A 14,136-nucleotide genomic window follows, 5' to 3' on the forward strand; every position below is an offset into this window, starting at 1 on the left:
CTAAGCTGGCCAAATGCCCATATTGATCGATGGAACCCCGCATGAAGACGGCATCTTCCCCCTGCAGCTGACGCAAGGTACCGCCCACAAACTCAAGACCAGCCCCGGCCAGGGCAGCCTGAGCTTTGGCCCCAAAGAGCAGTTGCCCAAAGCAGATTTGTGGCTGGCCGCCGATGCCCCCGTGCTGTGGCCTTGCTTTGACCCTTTTGCCACGCCCGCAGGATCGCCATGGCCGCGCAATTTTTACTATGCAGGCAATGACAGCGGCTTTTTTGCCTGGGCGCAGCACCGCCCCATCGAAGGCTTCACCTGGTACCCGCAGCTGCAGCAAGACGTGCATATCGATGCCAGCCAGTCGAAAATCCGTGAACTGAGCATCCACCTTCAACAGGGCAATCTCGGCCATATCCATCTGAAACTGCCAGAGCAAGGCTTGCGACTGCATCTGCATGGCCAACTGAGTCAGATCACAGTGACAGGCGGCCTGCCTGACAGCCTGAGTCTGAACCCCGCCACCAGCAAGAACCCCGCCGATGCACCACTGCAGTTGCCAGATATGGGCGCTTTGAAGAAAGTCAGCACACTGGAGCTGGGCAACGGCGCGGGAAAGCAGGCCATTTCGCTGCAAAGCCTGCTGCAATTTTCAGAGCTGGAATCGCTTGCTCTGTGGGGCAATCACAGTGATTTAGCGCTGCTTTCAAGCTGCGCACAGCTCAAGGCGCTATCACTGCGCTTAATGCCCCATTTGCAGGGGCTTCCCGCATTGCAGACATGGCCTGAGCTGGACTTCTTTGTCGCCTACAACGTGGAAGAAGCCACCGGCAAACGCCTGCGCCAGCAGCTCAAGGACCGCGCCAAAGAACGCCCCTGGGCAGAGCATGCAGCCGTCGGCCAGCTGCGCAAGCCTGAGTGGTGGGCCAAAGAGTATGGGCGGCCGTTTAGCGGCTGGCCCGCAGCCCGCGCCAAGATGGGCCATGCAGCCTACGATCTGGCAGAACAGCAACTGAGCGTGGCCCAGAGCCTTAACGATGTGCAAACGGCGCTGGCCGGCTTCACCTGCCGATTCAACACCGTCAAAGGCATCGAAACCACTGAGCGCGAAGACCTGGGGCAGGCCGTGAACCAGCTAGCGCAGTTGCAAGCGGCCCAATCACTGGGCCTGACGGACAAACAGGCCCAGCAATGGTTTGACGAAAACCGTGATTACTGAGCCGCGTCAGGATCCACCTGCGCAATGATGCCGCCGCCCAGGCAGACATCGCCGTCATACAGCACGGCAGACTGGCCGGGCGTGACAGCCCATTGCGCTTCAGGGAAGTCCAGACGGAAGCCATCCGCCGTCGCCTTGGAAATCAACGCGGGCGAATCCGGTTGACGGTAGCGGGTCTTGGAGCCGTATGGCCTACCTTCGGCCGGCGCATGGCCTGCCACCCAGCTGACCTGATCGGCCACCAGTGCGTGTGACAGCAGCAGCGGATGGTCATGCCCCTGCACCACACGCAGGATGTTCTTGTCCATCTCCTTGCGCGCCACAAACCAGGGAGCATGCTCACCCGCGCCACGGGCCGCGCCCTTTTCCTTCACACCGCCAATGCCCAGACCCGAGCGCTGACCCAGCGTGTAGAACGACAGGCCCACATGCTTGCCCAGCTTGCGGTTGCGGTCGTCAAGAATCAGACCCGGCTCTTTGCTGATGTAGCGATTCAGAAAGTCGCGGAATGGACGCTCACCGATAAAGCAAATGCCGGTGGAGTCCTTCTTCTTGGCATTGGGCAGACCAATCTCTTCCGCAATGCGGCGCACCTCGGTCTTTTCCAGCTCGCCCACAGGGAACATGGCTTTTGACAGCTGCGCCTGATTCAGGCGGTGCAAAAAGTAGCTCTGATCCTTGCTGTTATCCAACCCCTTGAGCAGTTCAAACAGCTGCGTATCGGGGTTCTGCCGCACGCGAGCGTAGTGGCCGGTAGCAATCTTCTCGGCACCTAGTCGCAGGGCGTGGTCCAGAAAGGCTTTGAACTTGATTTCGGCATTGCACAGCACGTCCGGGTTGGGCGTGCGGCCTGCCTGGTATTCGCGCAGAAACTCGGCGAACACGCGGTCCTTGTAGTCAGCAGCGAAATTGACATGTTCAATCTCGATGCCGATCACATCCGCCACCGCCGCAGCATCCACAAAGTCGATGTTGGACGAGCAGAACTCGCTGTCGTCGTCATCTTCCCAGTTCTTCATGAAGATGCCGACCACCTCATGGCCCTGCTTTTTCAAAAGATAGGCGGTCACGGCGGAATCCACACCGCCCGACAAACCCACCACGACACGCTGCTTGTTGCTCATAGGTATGCGATTATCCCAGCGCCCGTCAACTGCTGCGGGTGTGAGGATTTGCCATGGAACTGCGCCAGCTGCGCTACTTTGTACGAATTGTTGAACTCGGCTCCATGAGCCGCGCTGCGTTGGATTTGGACATGGTGCAGTCCGCGCTCAGCCAGCAGATCAGCCGCTTGGAGTCCGAACTCTCCACCCGGTTGCTGCAGCGCACGCCGCGCGGCGTCATCCCCACCGAGGCGGGCCAGGCCTTTTTTCATGAAGCCCAGCTCACCCTGCGCCACGCCACGCAGGCCATTCACGCCGCCCAGCAGGCGCGGCTGTCGGGCGCCGTCAGCATGGGCCTGTCCCCCACCATCGCCAATGTGCTGGGCCTGCCGCTGATGCGCGCCATGCGCGAGCGCTACCCCGATGTGCGCCTGCACATGGTGTCTGCACTTTCGGGGCATTTAACGAGTCTTCTCAACGCCAGACAACTGGATCTAGCTATTCTTTTTGATACGCAGTCAGCCCGCCGCTGGAGCGTGCTGCCGCTGCTGGAAGAGCGGCTCTTCCTCATCCAGTCGCGCCAGCAGCCCGTGGCGCCGCAGATCACACATGAAGCACCCATCAGCCTGCAGCAGCTGCAGCAAGTGCCCCTCATCCTGCCCTCGGGCAGCCATGGCCTGCGCAGCTCCATCATGGCCTCGTTCAGCAGCGCGGGTTTTCAGTCACAGATGGCCATGGAAATCGACTCACTGACCCTGCTGATGGAAGCCGTAGACGCCGGCATGGGTGCCACCGTCCAGCCCTGGTCAGCCGTGGGCATGTACCGCGATGCCGCCGAACGCTTTCAGTGGTCGCAAATTGCCGATGAATCCGTGCGCCGCAAGGCTGCGCTGTGCAGCCTGTCGGACGATGAACTCTCCCCTGCCGCTCTGGCCGCACGCGTGGTGCTGATGGACTGCGCGCGCCAACTGGTGAAGTCAGGGGGCTGGGTGGGGGCTACGCTCACCGATTGAGATATGGCTCTGGCTCTGCCTCGGCCGCTGCAATGCAGCAAGAGCCAGAAATGCAAGTTCTGAATTGCAGCGTGCTTCTTACGTAATTTCCACAGCAACTTTGTTGTGCTGAAACGCTCTCACCTCATGGCAAACCTAGATCTTCATTACAACATTGCTGTTGCGGTCCCTCGCTGCATCTCGTCATCCATCTCGCATCACACCAGCGGCAACAGACTACAGCCGGCGTGAGCGTGCTTTTTTAATATGAGCCTTGCCCAGGGCTGGATGCGACGTGCGCTTCAGGACCGCCAGCCAAAACCAAGGTTCATTTATGACATCTCTAGATATTCAGTTGCTGCTGACCGCGCTGGTCAGCGTGCTGGTACTGGTTGCATTGATTGTGTCGCGCATCAAGATGCACCCGCTGCTGGCTCTGCTCGTCGTCTCCATTGGCGTGGGCTTTGCCACCGGCATGGAGCCGGGCAGCATCGTCAAACAGCTGAGCAACGGCGCAGGCAAGACATTGGGTGCCGTGGGCGTGGTCATCGCACTTGGCGCCATGCTGGGCAAGATTCTGGCCGACGCTGGCATCACCGAAAAAATCGCCGAAGCCATACTCAAACATGCTTCGGATCGCATGATCCCCTGGGCCATGACCCTGGTGGCCTTTATCGTCGGCATTCCCATGTTCTTCGAGGTCGGCCTCGTCGTCATGCTGCCGCTGATCTTCAGCGTGGCGCGCAAGCTCGAGAGCCAGGCACGCTTCAAAGGCTCGGCCTATGTGTACGTGGGTGTTCCTGTGATCTCGGCTCTGGCTGCCATGCACGGCATGGTGCCGCCCCATCCCGGCCCTTTGACCGCCATTGCCACCCTCAAAACCACGGTCGGCCCCACCATGCTGTATGGCTTTCTGGCGGCCATCCCCGCCATGGTTCTGGGCGGCCCCCTGTATGGTGCCTTCATTGCACCGCGCATGAACACCAAGCCTGACCAGACTCTGCTGGATCAGTTCACCATCACGGGAAATGCCGATGGCAAGCAGCCCGGCATTGCGATCGGCGTTCTGGCCGCACTGCTGCCAGCCATTCTGATGCTGGTTCATGCCGTCGCGGAAATGCTGCTGCCCAAGGACTCCTCGGCCATGCATGTGGCCAGCTTTCTGGGCAATCCGCTGATCGCCATGCTACTGGGCGTGCTATTCGCCATCGTGGCACTGGTGCTGGCGCGCGGCGGTGATATGGAAAAGCTGCGTGAAGCACTGGGTCAGAGCCTCAAGCCCATTGCCTCCATCATCATGATCATTGCCGGTGGCGGTGCCTTCCAGCAGATGCTGACCAGTGCCAAAGTCGGCGATGCCATCGTGCACCTGACCCAGCAGTTTGCCTTCCCACCGCTGATTCTGGGCTGGCTGATCGCCATGCTGCTGTCGGTCTCCACCGGTTCGGCAACCGTCGGCATCGTGGGCGCGGCGGGCTTGCTGGCACCGCTGGCCGGGGCCGATCCCAGCCTGAACCTGCCATTGCTGGCCTTGTCTATCGGTTGCGGCTCGCTGTTCTTCAACTACGCCAACCATGCCGGTTTCTGGATGGTCAAGGAATCCTTTGGCATGACCATGAGCGAAGCCACCAAGACCATCTCGGTGGTGCAATCCATCGTGGCGGTGGTGGGTCTGATCATGGTGCTGATCTTCAATGCGCTGCTGAGCGTTCAGTAAACCATCCCTGTCGCCTCCAGCGGCGACAGGCCTTGGCATCAAGACCTCATCACAAATCGTGATACCCCCATCCCCTCACCCCTCTGCACGGGTGAGGCGGCGCTCTCTACAGTCCGGTTCAACACTTGCTGACGCTCTCTGAAAAGCTCTGCTTTCCGGACGATCAGCAAGACAAGACTCACCCACGTTGAACCGCCACAGGCCCCCGCCTGATGGCAGCCCATCATGAAAACTGAAGCCTTTGACACCGATGTGCTCATCATCGGTGGTGGCAACGCTGCCCTGTGCGCCGCTCTTATGGCTCGCGAAGCGGGCAGCCGCGTGCTGCTGCTGGAGTCCTCGCCCCGCGAATGGCGTGGTGGCAACTCGGGCCACACCCGCAATCTGCGCTGCATGCACGATGCGCCGCAAGACGTGCTGACCGAGGCCTACCCCGAAGAAGAGTACTGGCAGGACTTGCTGAAAGTCACCGGCGGCATCACCAACGAGCACCTGGCGCGCATGGTGATCCGTGCGTCTTCCACCTGTCGCAACTGGATGCGCAAGCACGGCGTGCACTTTCAGCCACCGCTGTCAGGGGCGCTGCATGTGGCGCGTACCAATGCCTTTTTCATGGGCGGCGGCAAAGCGCTGGTGAACGCCTATTTCCGCAGTGCTGAAAAGCTGGGTGTGGAGATTCGCTACGAATCGCCTGTGGACCGTATCGAAATCGACAAAGGCCAATTCAAAGCCGCTTGGGTGAACGGTCAACGCATCACTGCCAAGAGCTGCGTGCTGGCTGCGGGCGGCTTTGAATCGAACCGCGAATGGTTGCGAGAGGCCTGGGGTCAGAGCGAGCGCGGGGAATGGCCTTCGGACAACTTTCTGATCCGTGGCACGGCCTTCAACAAGGGCGTGTTGCTGCGCCACATGCTCGACGAGCAAGGTGCCGACCGCATTGGCGACCCGACGCAAGCGCACATGGTGGCGATTGATGCCCGCGCGCCGCTATATGACGGTGGCATTTGCACCCGCATTGACTGCGTATCGCTGGGCGTTGTGGTGAACCGCGCTGCGGAGCGCTTTTATGACGAGGGCGAAGACTTCTGGCCCAAGCGCTATGCCATCTGGGGCCGCCTGGTGGCCCAGCAGCCGGGGCAGATTGCCTATTCGATCATCGACAGCAAGGCCATTGGCAGGTTTATGCCGCCGGTCTTCCCTGGTGTGAAGGCTGACAGCCTGCCAGAGCTGGCCCAGAAGCTGGGTCTGGATGTAGACACCTTCATGCGGACCATGGATGCCTACAACGGCAGCTGCAAGGTGGGCCAGTTCGACCACACCGCACTGGACGATTGCCATACCGAAGGCGTGACCCCGGCCAAGACGCACTGGGCACGCCCGCTGGATACCGGGCCGTTCTACGGCTACGCGCTGCGCCCCGGCGTCACCTTTACCTATCTGGGCTTGAAGGTGGATGACACCGCCGCCGTGCGCTTTAACGACCAGCCCAGCCAGAACCTGTTTGTGGCGGGCGAAATGATGGCTGGCAATGTGCTGGGCAAGGGCTACACCGCAGGCGTGGGCATGTCGATTGGCACGGCCTTTGGCCGCATTGCCGGGCGCAACGCCGCGCTGGCTGCCGCTGGCAAACCCGCCGTGCGCGGCGCTGTGAAAGACGAGGTCTGAACCATGAGCATCCCATCCCTGCAAGACCTCGCCAACGAAGCGCAAACGCTGGCCACCGGCAAGATCATCCCCATCCTTCCAGCACCGACAGAGACCGCAGCCGAAGGCGAAGTGGCGCGCCAGATGCAGATCTGCAATGCCTGTCGCTACTGCGAAGGCTTTTGCGCCGTGTTCCCGGCCATGACGCGCCGGCTGGAATTTGGTAAGGCCGATGTGCATTACCTGGCCAACCTCTGCCACAACTGCGGTGCCTGCCTGCACGCCTGCCAGTACGCGCCGCCGCATGAATTTGCCATCAACATCCCCAAGGCCATGGCCGAGGTACGCGGCCAGACCTATGCCGACTACGCTTGGCCGCCCGCCATGGGCAAGCTGTACCAAAAGAATGGTTTGACGCTGTCACTGGCGCTGGTGGCGGGCCTGTTCCTGTTCCTCGCGCTGGCTGTGGCAGCACAAGGCGGGTTGGGCCAGTTGTGGAACCACAATCTGGGCAATAACTTCTACAACCTGTTCCCGCACAACCTGCTGGTCAGCATCTTCGCGCCTGTATTTCTGTTTGTGGTGTTTGCGCTCTTCATGGGCGTGCGCCGCTTCTGGAGGGATGTGAAGCCCGCCACCAGCAATGTGGATGTGAGCGGCCCGGCCGCTGCCGAGGCCACGCACGATGTGCTGCGCCTGAAGTATCTGGATGGCGGCCACGGCGACGGCTGCCACAACGAAGACGACGCGTACACGCTTAAGCGTCGCCGCTTTCATCACCTGACGTTCTACGGCTTCATGCTGTGCTTTGCCGCCACCGGTTTGGCAACGGTGTACCACTACGTTTTCAACCTGCCCGCGCCTTATGAGCTGCCCAGCCTGCCCAAGATTCTGGGCGCTCTGGGTGGCGTGAGCTTGATGATTGGCACCGCAGGCCTGTGGCATCTGAACCGCACCCGCCACCCGCTGCATGGCGATGCCAAGCAAAAGCCCATGGACCTCGGCTTTATCGCCCTGTTGTTTGTGGTGGCCGCCAGCGGCCTCGCGCTGTGGCTGGGCCGCGGCACGCCTGCACTGGCTTTGCTGCTGTGCCTGCACCTGGGTGCGGTGATTGCGCTGTTTGCCACCTTGCCCTACGGCAAGTTTGCCCACGGCATGTTCCGTACCGCATCACTGCTGCGCCACAACGCTGAAAAGCGCCAGCCCAGCCCCATCGGCCTGGGCGCCGACTGAGAAAAAACCACCGACCCCGGGCACATCGATCCGGGGCGCCCCACATCCCTACAAGGAGACATCCCATGCTAAATAAACGCTATTTTCTGCGTGCCACCGCTGTGGCCGCGTCCATGCTGAGTCTTGGCTCTGCAGCCCTGGCCGCGCCAGATTGGCTGCCCAACAAGCCCGTCACCCTGGTCGTGGGCTTTGCTGCAGGCGGTGCAGCCGATGCGGCAGCGCGCCTGATTGCCAAGAAGCTGGGCGAGAACATTGGCCAGACCGTGGTGGTGGACAACAAGGGCGGCGCGGGCGGCAATATTGCCCACCAGTTTGTGACCAAGGCCCCCGCAGATGGCACGGTGCTGCTGTTCGGCTCCATCGGCCCACTGACCATTGCGCCCCACATCATGAAAGTGGGCTACAACCCGTTCAACGATCTGGCACCCATCTCGGGCGGGGTGAACTTTCCCAACGTGCTGGTGGTGCACAAGGGCGCTGGCGTAAAGAATCTGTCCGAGTTCGTGGCCAAGGCCAAGAAAGCACCGGGCAGCGTGGATTACGCATCGACTGGCGCGGGCTCCGCCTCGCATCTGGCGGGTGAGCTGTTCAACCAGCGGGCGGGCATTGAGATGGTGCATGTTCCCTACAAGGGCGGAGCCCCTGCGCTGCAGGACTTGCTGGGTGAGCGCGTGACTTCGTATTTTGCCGCACCGCCCACGGCTTTGCCGCACATTGAAACTGGCAAGCTGATCCCGCTGGCCACCACCGGACTGACGCGCCCGGCGTACATGCCCAATATTCCCACCGTGGCCGAAGCCGGCTACCCCGGGTTTGAAGCGCTGAACTGGTACGCCTTTGTCGCACCCGGCAAGACGGCAACACCGGTGCTGGAGCACTGGAATGCAGAAATCGTCAAGGTGCTCAAGGACCCCGGCGTGGCCGAAGCCCTCAAGCACCATGGCCTGACACCCCAGCCCACCACGCGCGCCGAGTTTGCGTCCTTCATGAAGAAGGAATACGAGCAATGGGGCAAGGTGGTGAAAGAGCGCAAGATCTCTTCCAACTAAGTTGCGAGAAACTCCAGACTTCTTTGCTTTCAGGACTGCGCAGGCAGTCCTTTTTTCATAGCTTGTCGCGCTTTATGGATAAGCGTCAGATGCATTTTTGATGCTTATTTTTCCGGTGCAGTAGGCCGCAACACCAGCCACAGCGAAAGCGCAATCAGTCCACCTCCAGCCGCATGGGCCAGGCTGAGTGGCTCGCCCAGCAGCAGCCAGCCCCAGAGCACGGCAAAAACCGGCACGATAAACGTCACCGTCAATGCTTTTTGAGGGCCTTCATCGGTAATCAGGCGGAAGTACAGCACATAGGCCAGCGCGGTGCTCAGCAGGCCCAGCAGCGCCACATTGCCCCAGGCCAGCAGCGGCGCAGCCTGCAGCTCCGTCATGGCCTGCGGGTGCAGAAACAGGTGTACCAGCAATGCGGGCAGCAGCACCAGCAGCGCCCCCAACTGGCTGATGAAGACGGCAGCGCGCATATCCACCGGCGCATTGGCCCCCGCAAGACGGAGTGTGAGAAAGCTGGAAAACGCATAGCAGACCGTGGCCACAAAGCAGGCGGCCATGCCGCCCAGCACGGCCGTGGTGATCTCCAGCGGCCCGGCCTGCGCCAGCACCGCCACGCCACAGATACCCAGCAGCACGGCGGCAATACGGGCGCGGGTGATGCCCTCTGCAAACACCAGCGCACCTACCACGGTGGCCACCAGCGGCGTGGTGGCATTGAAGATGGCGCTGTAACCCGAGGGCAGCACCTGTGCGGCCAGCGAGTACATCAGAAAGGGAATGCCGGAGTTGATGACACCCAGCGCCAGCAGCGGCCACAGATAGCGCCCCAGCCGTGGGCGGTATCCCAGAATGAACAAGGCAGCGCCCAGCCCCAGCGTGGAAAACAGGCCGCGCCCCACCGCCGTGGGCACTGCGCCCAGATGGGGAACCGCTATACGCATGAACAAAAAGCTGCCGCCCCAGAGGGCGGCGAGCGCAATCAGTCGAATCAGGCTGCTCAAGGTCATGACTGGGCATTGTGCACAGCCTTGTGCCTTTCAGCCTGTCACGACAGCTTCAAGCAGCGATCAATGAATCTGCGCCAGCACATCGTCCAGCGTGGCACCGGCATCCTGCGGCACGGCCGGCGTGGGCTGCGGGGGCCGGTAGATGCTGGAGTCCGTATGAACCAGACCCAGGTCATGGCGCTGGCCAGCCAGATAGTCTTGCACCGACTCCAGCACGATGGGGCTGCGGTGCAGATGGGCCGTGGCCTTGAGCTCATCGAGCGTGAGCCAGACGCTGCGCACAATGCCCTCATCCAGATGGCACTGGGCGTTGTGCATGCCCAGATCACCCGTAAAGGCAAAGCGCAGATAAGTGATGTCAGAGCCTGTGCGTGTACGCACAAAGCGGTTCATATAGATGCCGACCAGCGCCGTGGGCGTGAAGCTGTAGGCGGTCTCTTCCAGCACCTCGCGCACGCAGGCATCGACGGGGCTTTCGGCTGGGTCGAGGTGACCTGCAGGCGTATTCAGCCGCAAACCATCCGCCGTTTGTTCTTCCACCAGCAAAAAGCGGCCATCGCGCTCGATGATGGCCGAGACTGTCACATTGGGTTTCCAGCGATTGGGCATGGGCGGCATTATCCTTGCCCTGCCCAGAAAACTGGTCAGATTATTCCGACCATATAGAGAGCACCCTCTCCATAACTTGCCAAATGTTGCTGCTGCGCTGCATTTGTCACACTGTCAGCTTTATAGCCTTGACGTTCCCAGTAAAGCTGTGAACCCTGCACCGACACCAGCGCCGTGCGCTGCACACCGCGCGCCCGGGCCTGCGTCTTGACTGCCTGCACCAAACGCTGCGCCAGCCCCTGGCCTGCGGCCACTGACGACACCGCCATATCGTGCAGATACAGCACGCTGGCGTCTGCATAGTCGGCAAAGTCACCGTTAAGCGGCGTAATGGCACCGGGGCGCGACCAATAGGCGGCCAGATAGGCCACCAGTTCACCGCCCCGCTCAGCCGCCCAGGAGCAATGCCCCACGCCCTGCAAACGGCGTGCAAACACCTCGCGCGGCTCCACAAAACCATCGCCATAGCACTGGGCCTGTATGCGCAGCACCGCATTCACATCCGCTGCGCCCAGCGCACGCAGCTGAATTGGCATCAACTCTGACATTTCACACTCTTAAATCAATAGCTACTAGCGCCTTTCCATCAAGGGCTAGAGGCCAATTTCACCCAAACCTTCTATTAACAGCTTAGCAAGCTCGTCATGTCACTGTCTGGCGCAGGCACTATCGCAATAATAATGATTCTCAATTGGATTCAACCTGCCTGAATCCATAACATCGCGCTATCGACTCAGGAAAATGCCATGACACGTTTGATTCAGGCCATGCGCCAAAACAAGCTCACGCTGAGCAAAACCATCAGCTACTACTTTATTCATATCACCGTAGCCGCCTGCGTGGCCTATGCCGTGACGGGAAACCTGCTGGCCTCGCTCACCCTCAGCCTGCTGGAGCCCACGATTCAGGCCTTTGCCTTTTTCTTCCATGAAAAAGCCTGGGAGCGCCGCCTGAAAAAACAGGAGCAGCAAGCGCCTGCTACACAAGCCACAACCGCTTAAAAGGCTCTTATGAAGACCAGCCACACCCCCACTTTTACGCATTGGCTGCTGCAGTCACTGGCCACGCTGGGCGATTGCAACGGGCAGCTTGCCGACCTGTAGAAATCATGTGTATAAGCCTGCATTGAGCCTCTTGATAAATTACGGATTCAGCCGGTTTTTTCAAGTTCTTCATTTAAAGCAGCTGAGAAACTCTGAGGACAGCCATCAGAAACAAGGCCTATCTGTGGATAACTAGCGCGCAAGTCTCTGCCAGATCAGTGCCTATGGGTTTGCGGCTATTTCACAAAGCAAGCACGCTGCCAACAATGCGAAGAACTCTAGGAGTTCCCATGCAGCTTGCAGATACCCAGACTTCGGCATCCGCCACGCCCCATGATGCGCAGTGGCTGGCCGCCCACTGGATGCCCTTCACCGGCAACCGCGACTTCAAGGCCAGGCCGCGCATCATTACCGCCGCACAGGGCGCGTATTACACGGATGCCGACGGTCGCCGTATCTTTGATGGCCTCTCGGGCCTGTGGTGCAGCGGCCTGGGCCATGGCCGTCGTGAGATTGCCGAGGCCGTGGGCAAAGCAGCGCTGCAGCTGGATTACGCCCCGGCATTTCAGTTTGGCCACCCTACATCGTTCGAGCTGGCCAATCGCATCATCAAGCTGATGCCCCAAAGCTCAAGCCATAGACTAGAGCATGTGTTCTTCACTGGCTCAGGCTCAGAAGCCGCAGACACCTCACTCAAAATGGCCCGCGCCTACTGGCGGGCTAAGGGTCAGGGCACAAAAACAAGGCTGATTGGCCGCGAAAAGGGCTACCACGGGGTGAACTTCGGCGGCATCTCCGTCGGCGGCATGGTGGGCAACCGTAAGACTTTTGGCCAAGGCATTGAGGCCGATCATCTGCCCCATACCCAGCCACCGCCGGGATCGTTTTACCAAGGCATGCCGCAGACGGATGGCAAGGCGCTCGCCGAGCGCCTGCTGGACCTCATCGCCCTGCATGACGCCAGCAATATCGCCGCCGTGATTGTGGAGCCCATGTCCGGCTCTGGCGGCGTAGTGATTCCGCCCGCAGGCTATCTGCAGCGCCTGCGCGAGATTTGCACCCAGCACAGCATCTTGCTGATTTTTGATGAAGTCATCACCGGCTTTGGTCGTCTGGGCGCCATGACGGCGGCCGAGGCCTTTGGCGTGACGCCCGACATCATGAACATCGCCAAACAAGTGACCAATGGCGCACAGCCGCTGGGCGCCTGCGTGGTGACGCCCGAGATTTACAACAGCTTTATGGCCGCAGGCGGACCCGAGTACATGCTGGAGTTTGCCCATGGCTATACCTACAGCGCCCACCCCGTGGCCTGCGCCGCCGGCATTGCCGCGCTGGATTTACTGGAGAAGGAAGACGGCCCGGGCCGCGTCAAGGCGCTGGCCCCGTTTTTTGAACAGGCCGTGCACAGCCTCAAGGGCGCAAAGCATGTGCTGGATATTCGCAACATCGGCCTGGCCGCCGGGCTGACGATTGAGCCCTTGCCCGGCGAGCCCGCAAAGCGCCCGTACGAGATTGCGATGAAGTGCTGGGATGCCGGCTTTTACGTGCGCTATGGCGGCGACACCATTCAGCTGGCGCCGCCTTTTATCAGCGAAAAAGCGGAGATTGAGCGCCTGATTAACGCCTTAGGCGACGCGCTGCAAGCGACTGACTGAACTATCAAATCAATAGCTTCTTGCGCTTATCAGATAAGCACGAGAAGCTATTTTTATCCTCAATCAGGAAAGCTGTGCGGCAAGCGCTTCGTACTCAGCCACCGGTACTTCTTCCGCACGGCGCTGCACGTCGAAGTCGCCCGCGAAGCCCTTGTCTTCCAGCCACTTGCCCAGCGTATTGCGCAAGATTTTGCGGCGCTGGCTGAAGGCAACACGCACCAGCTCTTCCAGCAGCTGGGGGTTGAGTTCAGCAGGCTTCTCACGCGGAATCATGCGCACCACGGCGCTATCGACCTTGGGGGGAGGGTTGAAGCTGCCGGGTGGCACAAACAGCACGTCTTCCATGGCGTAGCGCCACTGCAGCATGACCGACAGGCGGCCATAGGCGGAATTGCCCGCATCGGCCACCATGCGATCGATCACCTCTTTTTGCAGCATGAAGTGCTGGTCTTGCACCACATCCACCTGCTCCAGCAGATGGAACAAGATGGGGCTGGAGATGTTGTAGGGCAGGTTGCCCACCACGCGCAGCTTGGGCACGCCCAGACGCGCAGCCAGAGCCCGGAAATCGACCTTGAGCACGTCGGACTCGACCACATCCAGATCATCGCGCAGGCGCAGACGGGCCGCCAGGTCACGGTCCAGCTCGATCACGGTGAGCTTGCCCAGACGCTCAACCAGCGGCTGCGACAGCGCCATGAGGCCGGGGCCGATCTCGACCATGGGCTGGCCAGCCTCGGGGTTGATGGCTTCAACAATGCTGTCGATGATGGCGCCGTCCGTCAGGAAGTTCTGGCCAAAACGCTTGCGTGGAATATGTTTCATGAATGCGAAAGCGGTGCCTGAGCACCGCTTGAAAACTGTGGGATTG

General features: G+C 60.6%; 13 protein-coding genes. 8 read left to right on the plus strand and 5 right to left on the minus strand.

Going from position 1 to position 14,136, the window contains the following annotated elements; translation table 11 throughout:
• Nucleotides 1-13 precede the first annotated feature (13 nt).
• A complete protein-coding gene (locus tag RSF91_RS04750; RefSeq protein ID WP_332567334.1) occupies nucleotides 14-1,210 on the plus strand; it encodes a transcriptional regulator in 1,197 nt (398 codons plus the stop codon).
• Here the strand turns inward: RSF91_RS04750 and mnmA are convergent.
• On the minus strand, nucleotides 1,204-2,334 hold the full coding sequence (mnmA, locus tag RSF91_RS04755; protein ID WP_332567335.1) for a tRNA 2-thiouridine(34) synthase MnmA: 1,131 nt from the start codon (nucleotides 2,332-2,334) through the stop codon (nucleotides 1,204-1,206). The genes RSF91_RS04750 and mnmA overlap by 7 nt on opposite strands.
• A 53-nt stretch (nucleotides 2,335-2,387) precedes the next feature.
• Between mnmA and RSF91_RS04760 the strand changes: the two genes are divergently transcribed.
• From RSF91_RS04760 to RSF91_RS04780, 5 genes are all read left to right on the plus strand, one after another.
• Nucleotides 2,388-3,326, plus strand: a complete 939-nt coding sequence (locus tag RSF91_RS04760) for a LysR family transcriptional regulator (protein ID WP_332567336.1) — start codon at nucleotides 2,388-2,390, stop codon at nucleotides 3,324-3,326.
• A 313-nt stretch (nucleotides 3,327-3,639) separates the two neighbouring features.
• Nucleotides 3,640-5,022, plus strand: coding sequence for a GntP family permease (locus RSF91_RS04765; RefSeq protein ID WP_332567337.1), 1,383 nt, complete (start codon nucleotides 3,640-3,642; stop codon nucleotides 5,020-5,022).
• Between the two features lie 225 nt (nucleotides 5,023-5,247).
• Entirely contained in the window at nucleotides 5,248-6,687 is a 1,440-nt protein-coding gene (tcuA, locus tag RSF91_RS04770) for an FAD-dependent tricarballylate dehydrogenase TcuA (protein ID WP_332567338.1), read from the plus strand.
• A gap of 3 nt (nucleotides 6,688-6,690) precedes the next feature.
• On the plus strand, nucleotides 6,691-7,899 hold the full coding sequence (gene tcuB, locus RSF91_RS04775) for a tricarballylate utilization 4Fe-4S protein TcuB (RefSeq protein ID WP_332567339.1): 1,209 nt from the start codon (nucleotides 6,691-6,693) through the stop codon (nucleotides 7,897-7,899).
• 65 nt (nucleotides 7,900-7,964) lie between these two features.
• Complete coding sequence (locus RSF91_RS04780) at nucleotides 7,965-8,948, plus strand: Bug family tripartite tricarboxylate transporter substrate binding protein (protein WP_332567340.1); 984 nt, start codon at nucleotides 7,965-7,967, stop codon at nucleotides 8,946-8,948.
• Between the two features lie 104 nt (nucleotides 8,949-9,052).
• On the opposite strand, the gene RSF91_RS04785 is transcribed toward RSF91_RS04780, so the two are convergent.
• From RSF91_RS04785 to RSF91_RS04795, 3 genes are read right to left on the minus strand one after another with little or no spacing between them, the layout of a single operon-like run.
• Entirely contained in the window at nucleotides 9,053-9,955 is a 903-nt protein-coding gene (locus RSF91_RS04785) for a DMT family transporter (RefSeq protein ID WP_332567341.1), read from the minus strand.
• Between the two features lie 60 nt (nucleotides 9,956-10,015).
• The gene (locus RSF91_RS04790; RefSeq protein ID WP_332567342.1) at nucleotides 10,016-10,573 is read right to left on the minus strand and encodes an NUDIX hydrolase; all 558 of its coding nucleotides are present in this window, start codon (nucleotides 10,571-10,573) and stop codon (nucleotides 10,016-10,018) included.
• Nucleotides 10,574-10,599: 26 nt separating this feature from the next.
• Nucleotides 10,600-11,112: a GNAT family N-acetyltransferase gene (locus tag RSF91_RS04795; RefSeq protein ID WP_332567343.1), complete on the minus strand. Its 513-nt coding sequence runs from the start codon at nucleotides 11,110-11,112 to the stop codon at nucleotides 10,600-10,602.
• A 198-nt stretch (nucleotides 11,113-11,310) separates the two neighbouring features.
• Between RSF91_RS04795 and RSF91_RS04800 the strand changes: the two genes are divergently transcribed.
• Both RSF91_RS04800 and RSF91_RS04805 read left to right on the plus strand, forming a co-directional pair.
• The gene (locus RSF91_RS04800) at nucleotides 11,311-11,565 is read left to right on the plus strand and encodes a DUF2061 domain-containing protein (protein WP_332567344.1); all 255 of its coding nucleotides are present in this window, start codon (nucleotides 11,311-11,313) and stop codon (nucleotides 11,563-11,565) included.
• Nucleotides 11,566-11,897: 332 nt separating this feature from the next.
• Nucleotides 11,898-13,265: an aspartate aminotransferase family protein gene (locus RSF91_RS04805; RefSeq protein WP_332567345.1), complete on the plus strand. Its 1,368-nt coding sequence runs from the start codon at nucleotides 11,898-11,900 to the stop codon at nucleotides 13,263-13,265.
• 63 nt (nucleotides 13,266-13,328) lie between these two features.
• On the opposite strand, the gene rsmA is transcribed toward RSF91_RS04805, so the two are convergent.
• Nucleotides 13,329-14,090: a 16S rRNA (adenine(1518)-N(6)/adenine(1519)-N(6))-dimethyltransferase RsmA gene (gene rsmA / locus RSF91_RS04810; protein ID WP_332567346.1), complete on the minus strand. Its 762-nt coding sequence runs from the start codon at nucleotides 14,088-14,090 to the stop codon at nucleotides 13,329-13,331.
• Between the last annotated feature and the right edge of the window lie 46 nt (nucleotides 14,091-14,136).

The organism is Comamonas sp. (assembly GCF_036643215.1).
Lineage (GTDB): Bacteria > Pseudomonadota > Gammaproteobacteria > Burkholderiales > Burkholderiaceae_C > Comamonas.

Coding starts and splice junctions, on each gene's coding strand:
- RSF91_RS04790 (WP_332567342.1), bottom strand. CDS start 10,573: ATGCCGCCCATGCCCAATCGCTGGAAACCCAATGTGACAGTCTCGGCC.
- tcuA (WP_332567338.1), top strand. CDS start 5,248: ATGAAAACTGAAGCCTTTGACACCGATGTGCTCATCATCGGTGGTGGC.
- RSF91_RS04800 (WP_332567344.1), top strand. CDS start 11,311: ATGACACGTTTGATTCAGGCCATGCGCCAAAACAAGCTCACGCTGAGC.
- RSF91_RS04780 (WP_332567340.1), top strand. CDS start 7,965: ATGCTAAATAAACGCTATTTTCTGCGTGCCACCGCTGTGGCCGCGTCC.
- rsmA (WP_332567346.1), bottom strand. CDS start 14,090: ATGAAACATATTCCACGCAAGCGTTTTGGCCAGAACTTCCTGACGGAC.
- RSF91_RS04795 (WP_332567343.1), bottom strand. CDS start 11,112: ATGTCAGAGTTGATGCCAATTCAGCTGCGTGCGCTGGGCGCAGCGGAT.
- tcuB (WP_332567339.1), top strand. CDS start 6,691: ATGAGCATCCCATCCCTGCAAGACCTCGCCAACGAAGCGCAAACGCTG.
- RSF91_RS04765 (WP_332567337.1), top strand. CDS start 3,640: ATGACATCTCTAGATATTCAGTTGCTGCTGACCGCGCTGGTCAGCGTG.
- RSF91_RS04760 (WP_332567336.1), top strand. CDS start 2,388: ATGGAACTGCGCCAGCTGCGCTACTTTGTACGAATTGTTGAACTCGGC.
- RSF91_RS04750 (WP_332567334.1), top strand. CDS start 14: ATGCCCATATTGATCGATGGAACCCCGCATGAAGACGGCATCTTCCCC.
- mnmA (WP_332567335.1), bottom strand. CDS start 2,334: ATGAGCAACAAGCAGCGTGTCGTGGTGGGTTTGTCGGGCGGTGTGGAT.
- RSF91_RS04785 (WP_332567341.1), bottom strand. CDS start 9,955: ATGACCTTGAGCAGCCTGATTCGACTGATTGCGCTCGCCGCCCTCTGG.
- RSF91_RS04805 (WP_332567345.1), top strand. CDS start 11,898: ATGCAGCTTGCAGATACCCAGACTTCGGCATCCGCCACGCCCCATGAT.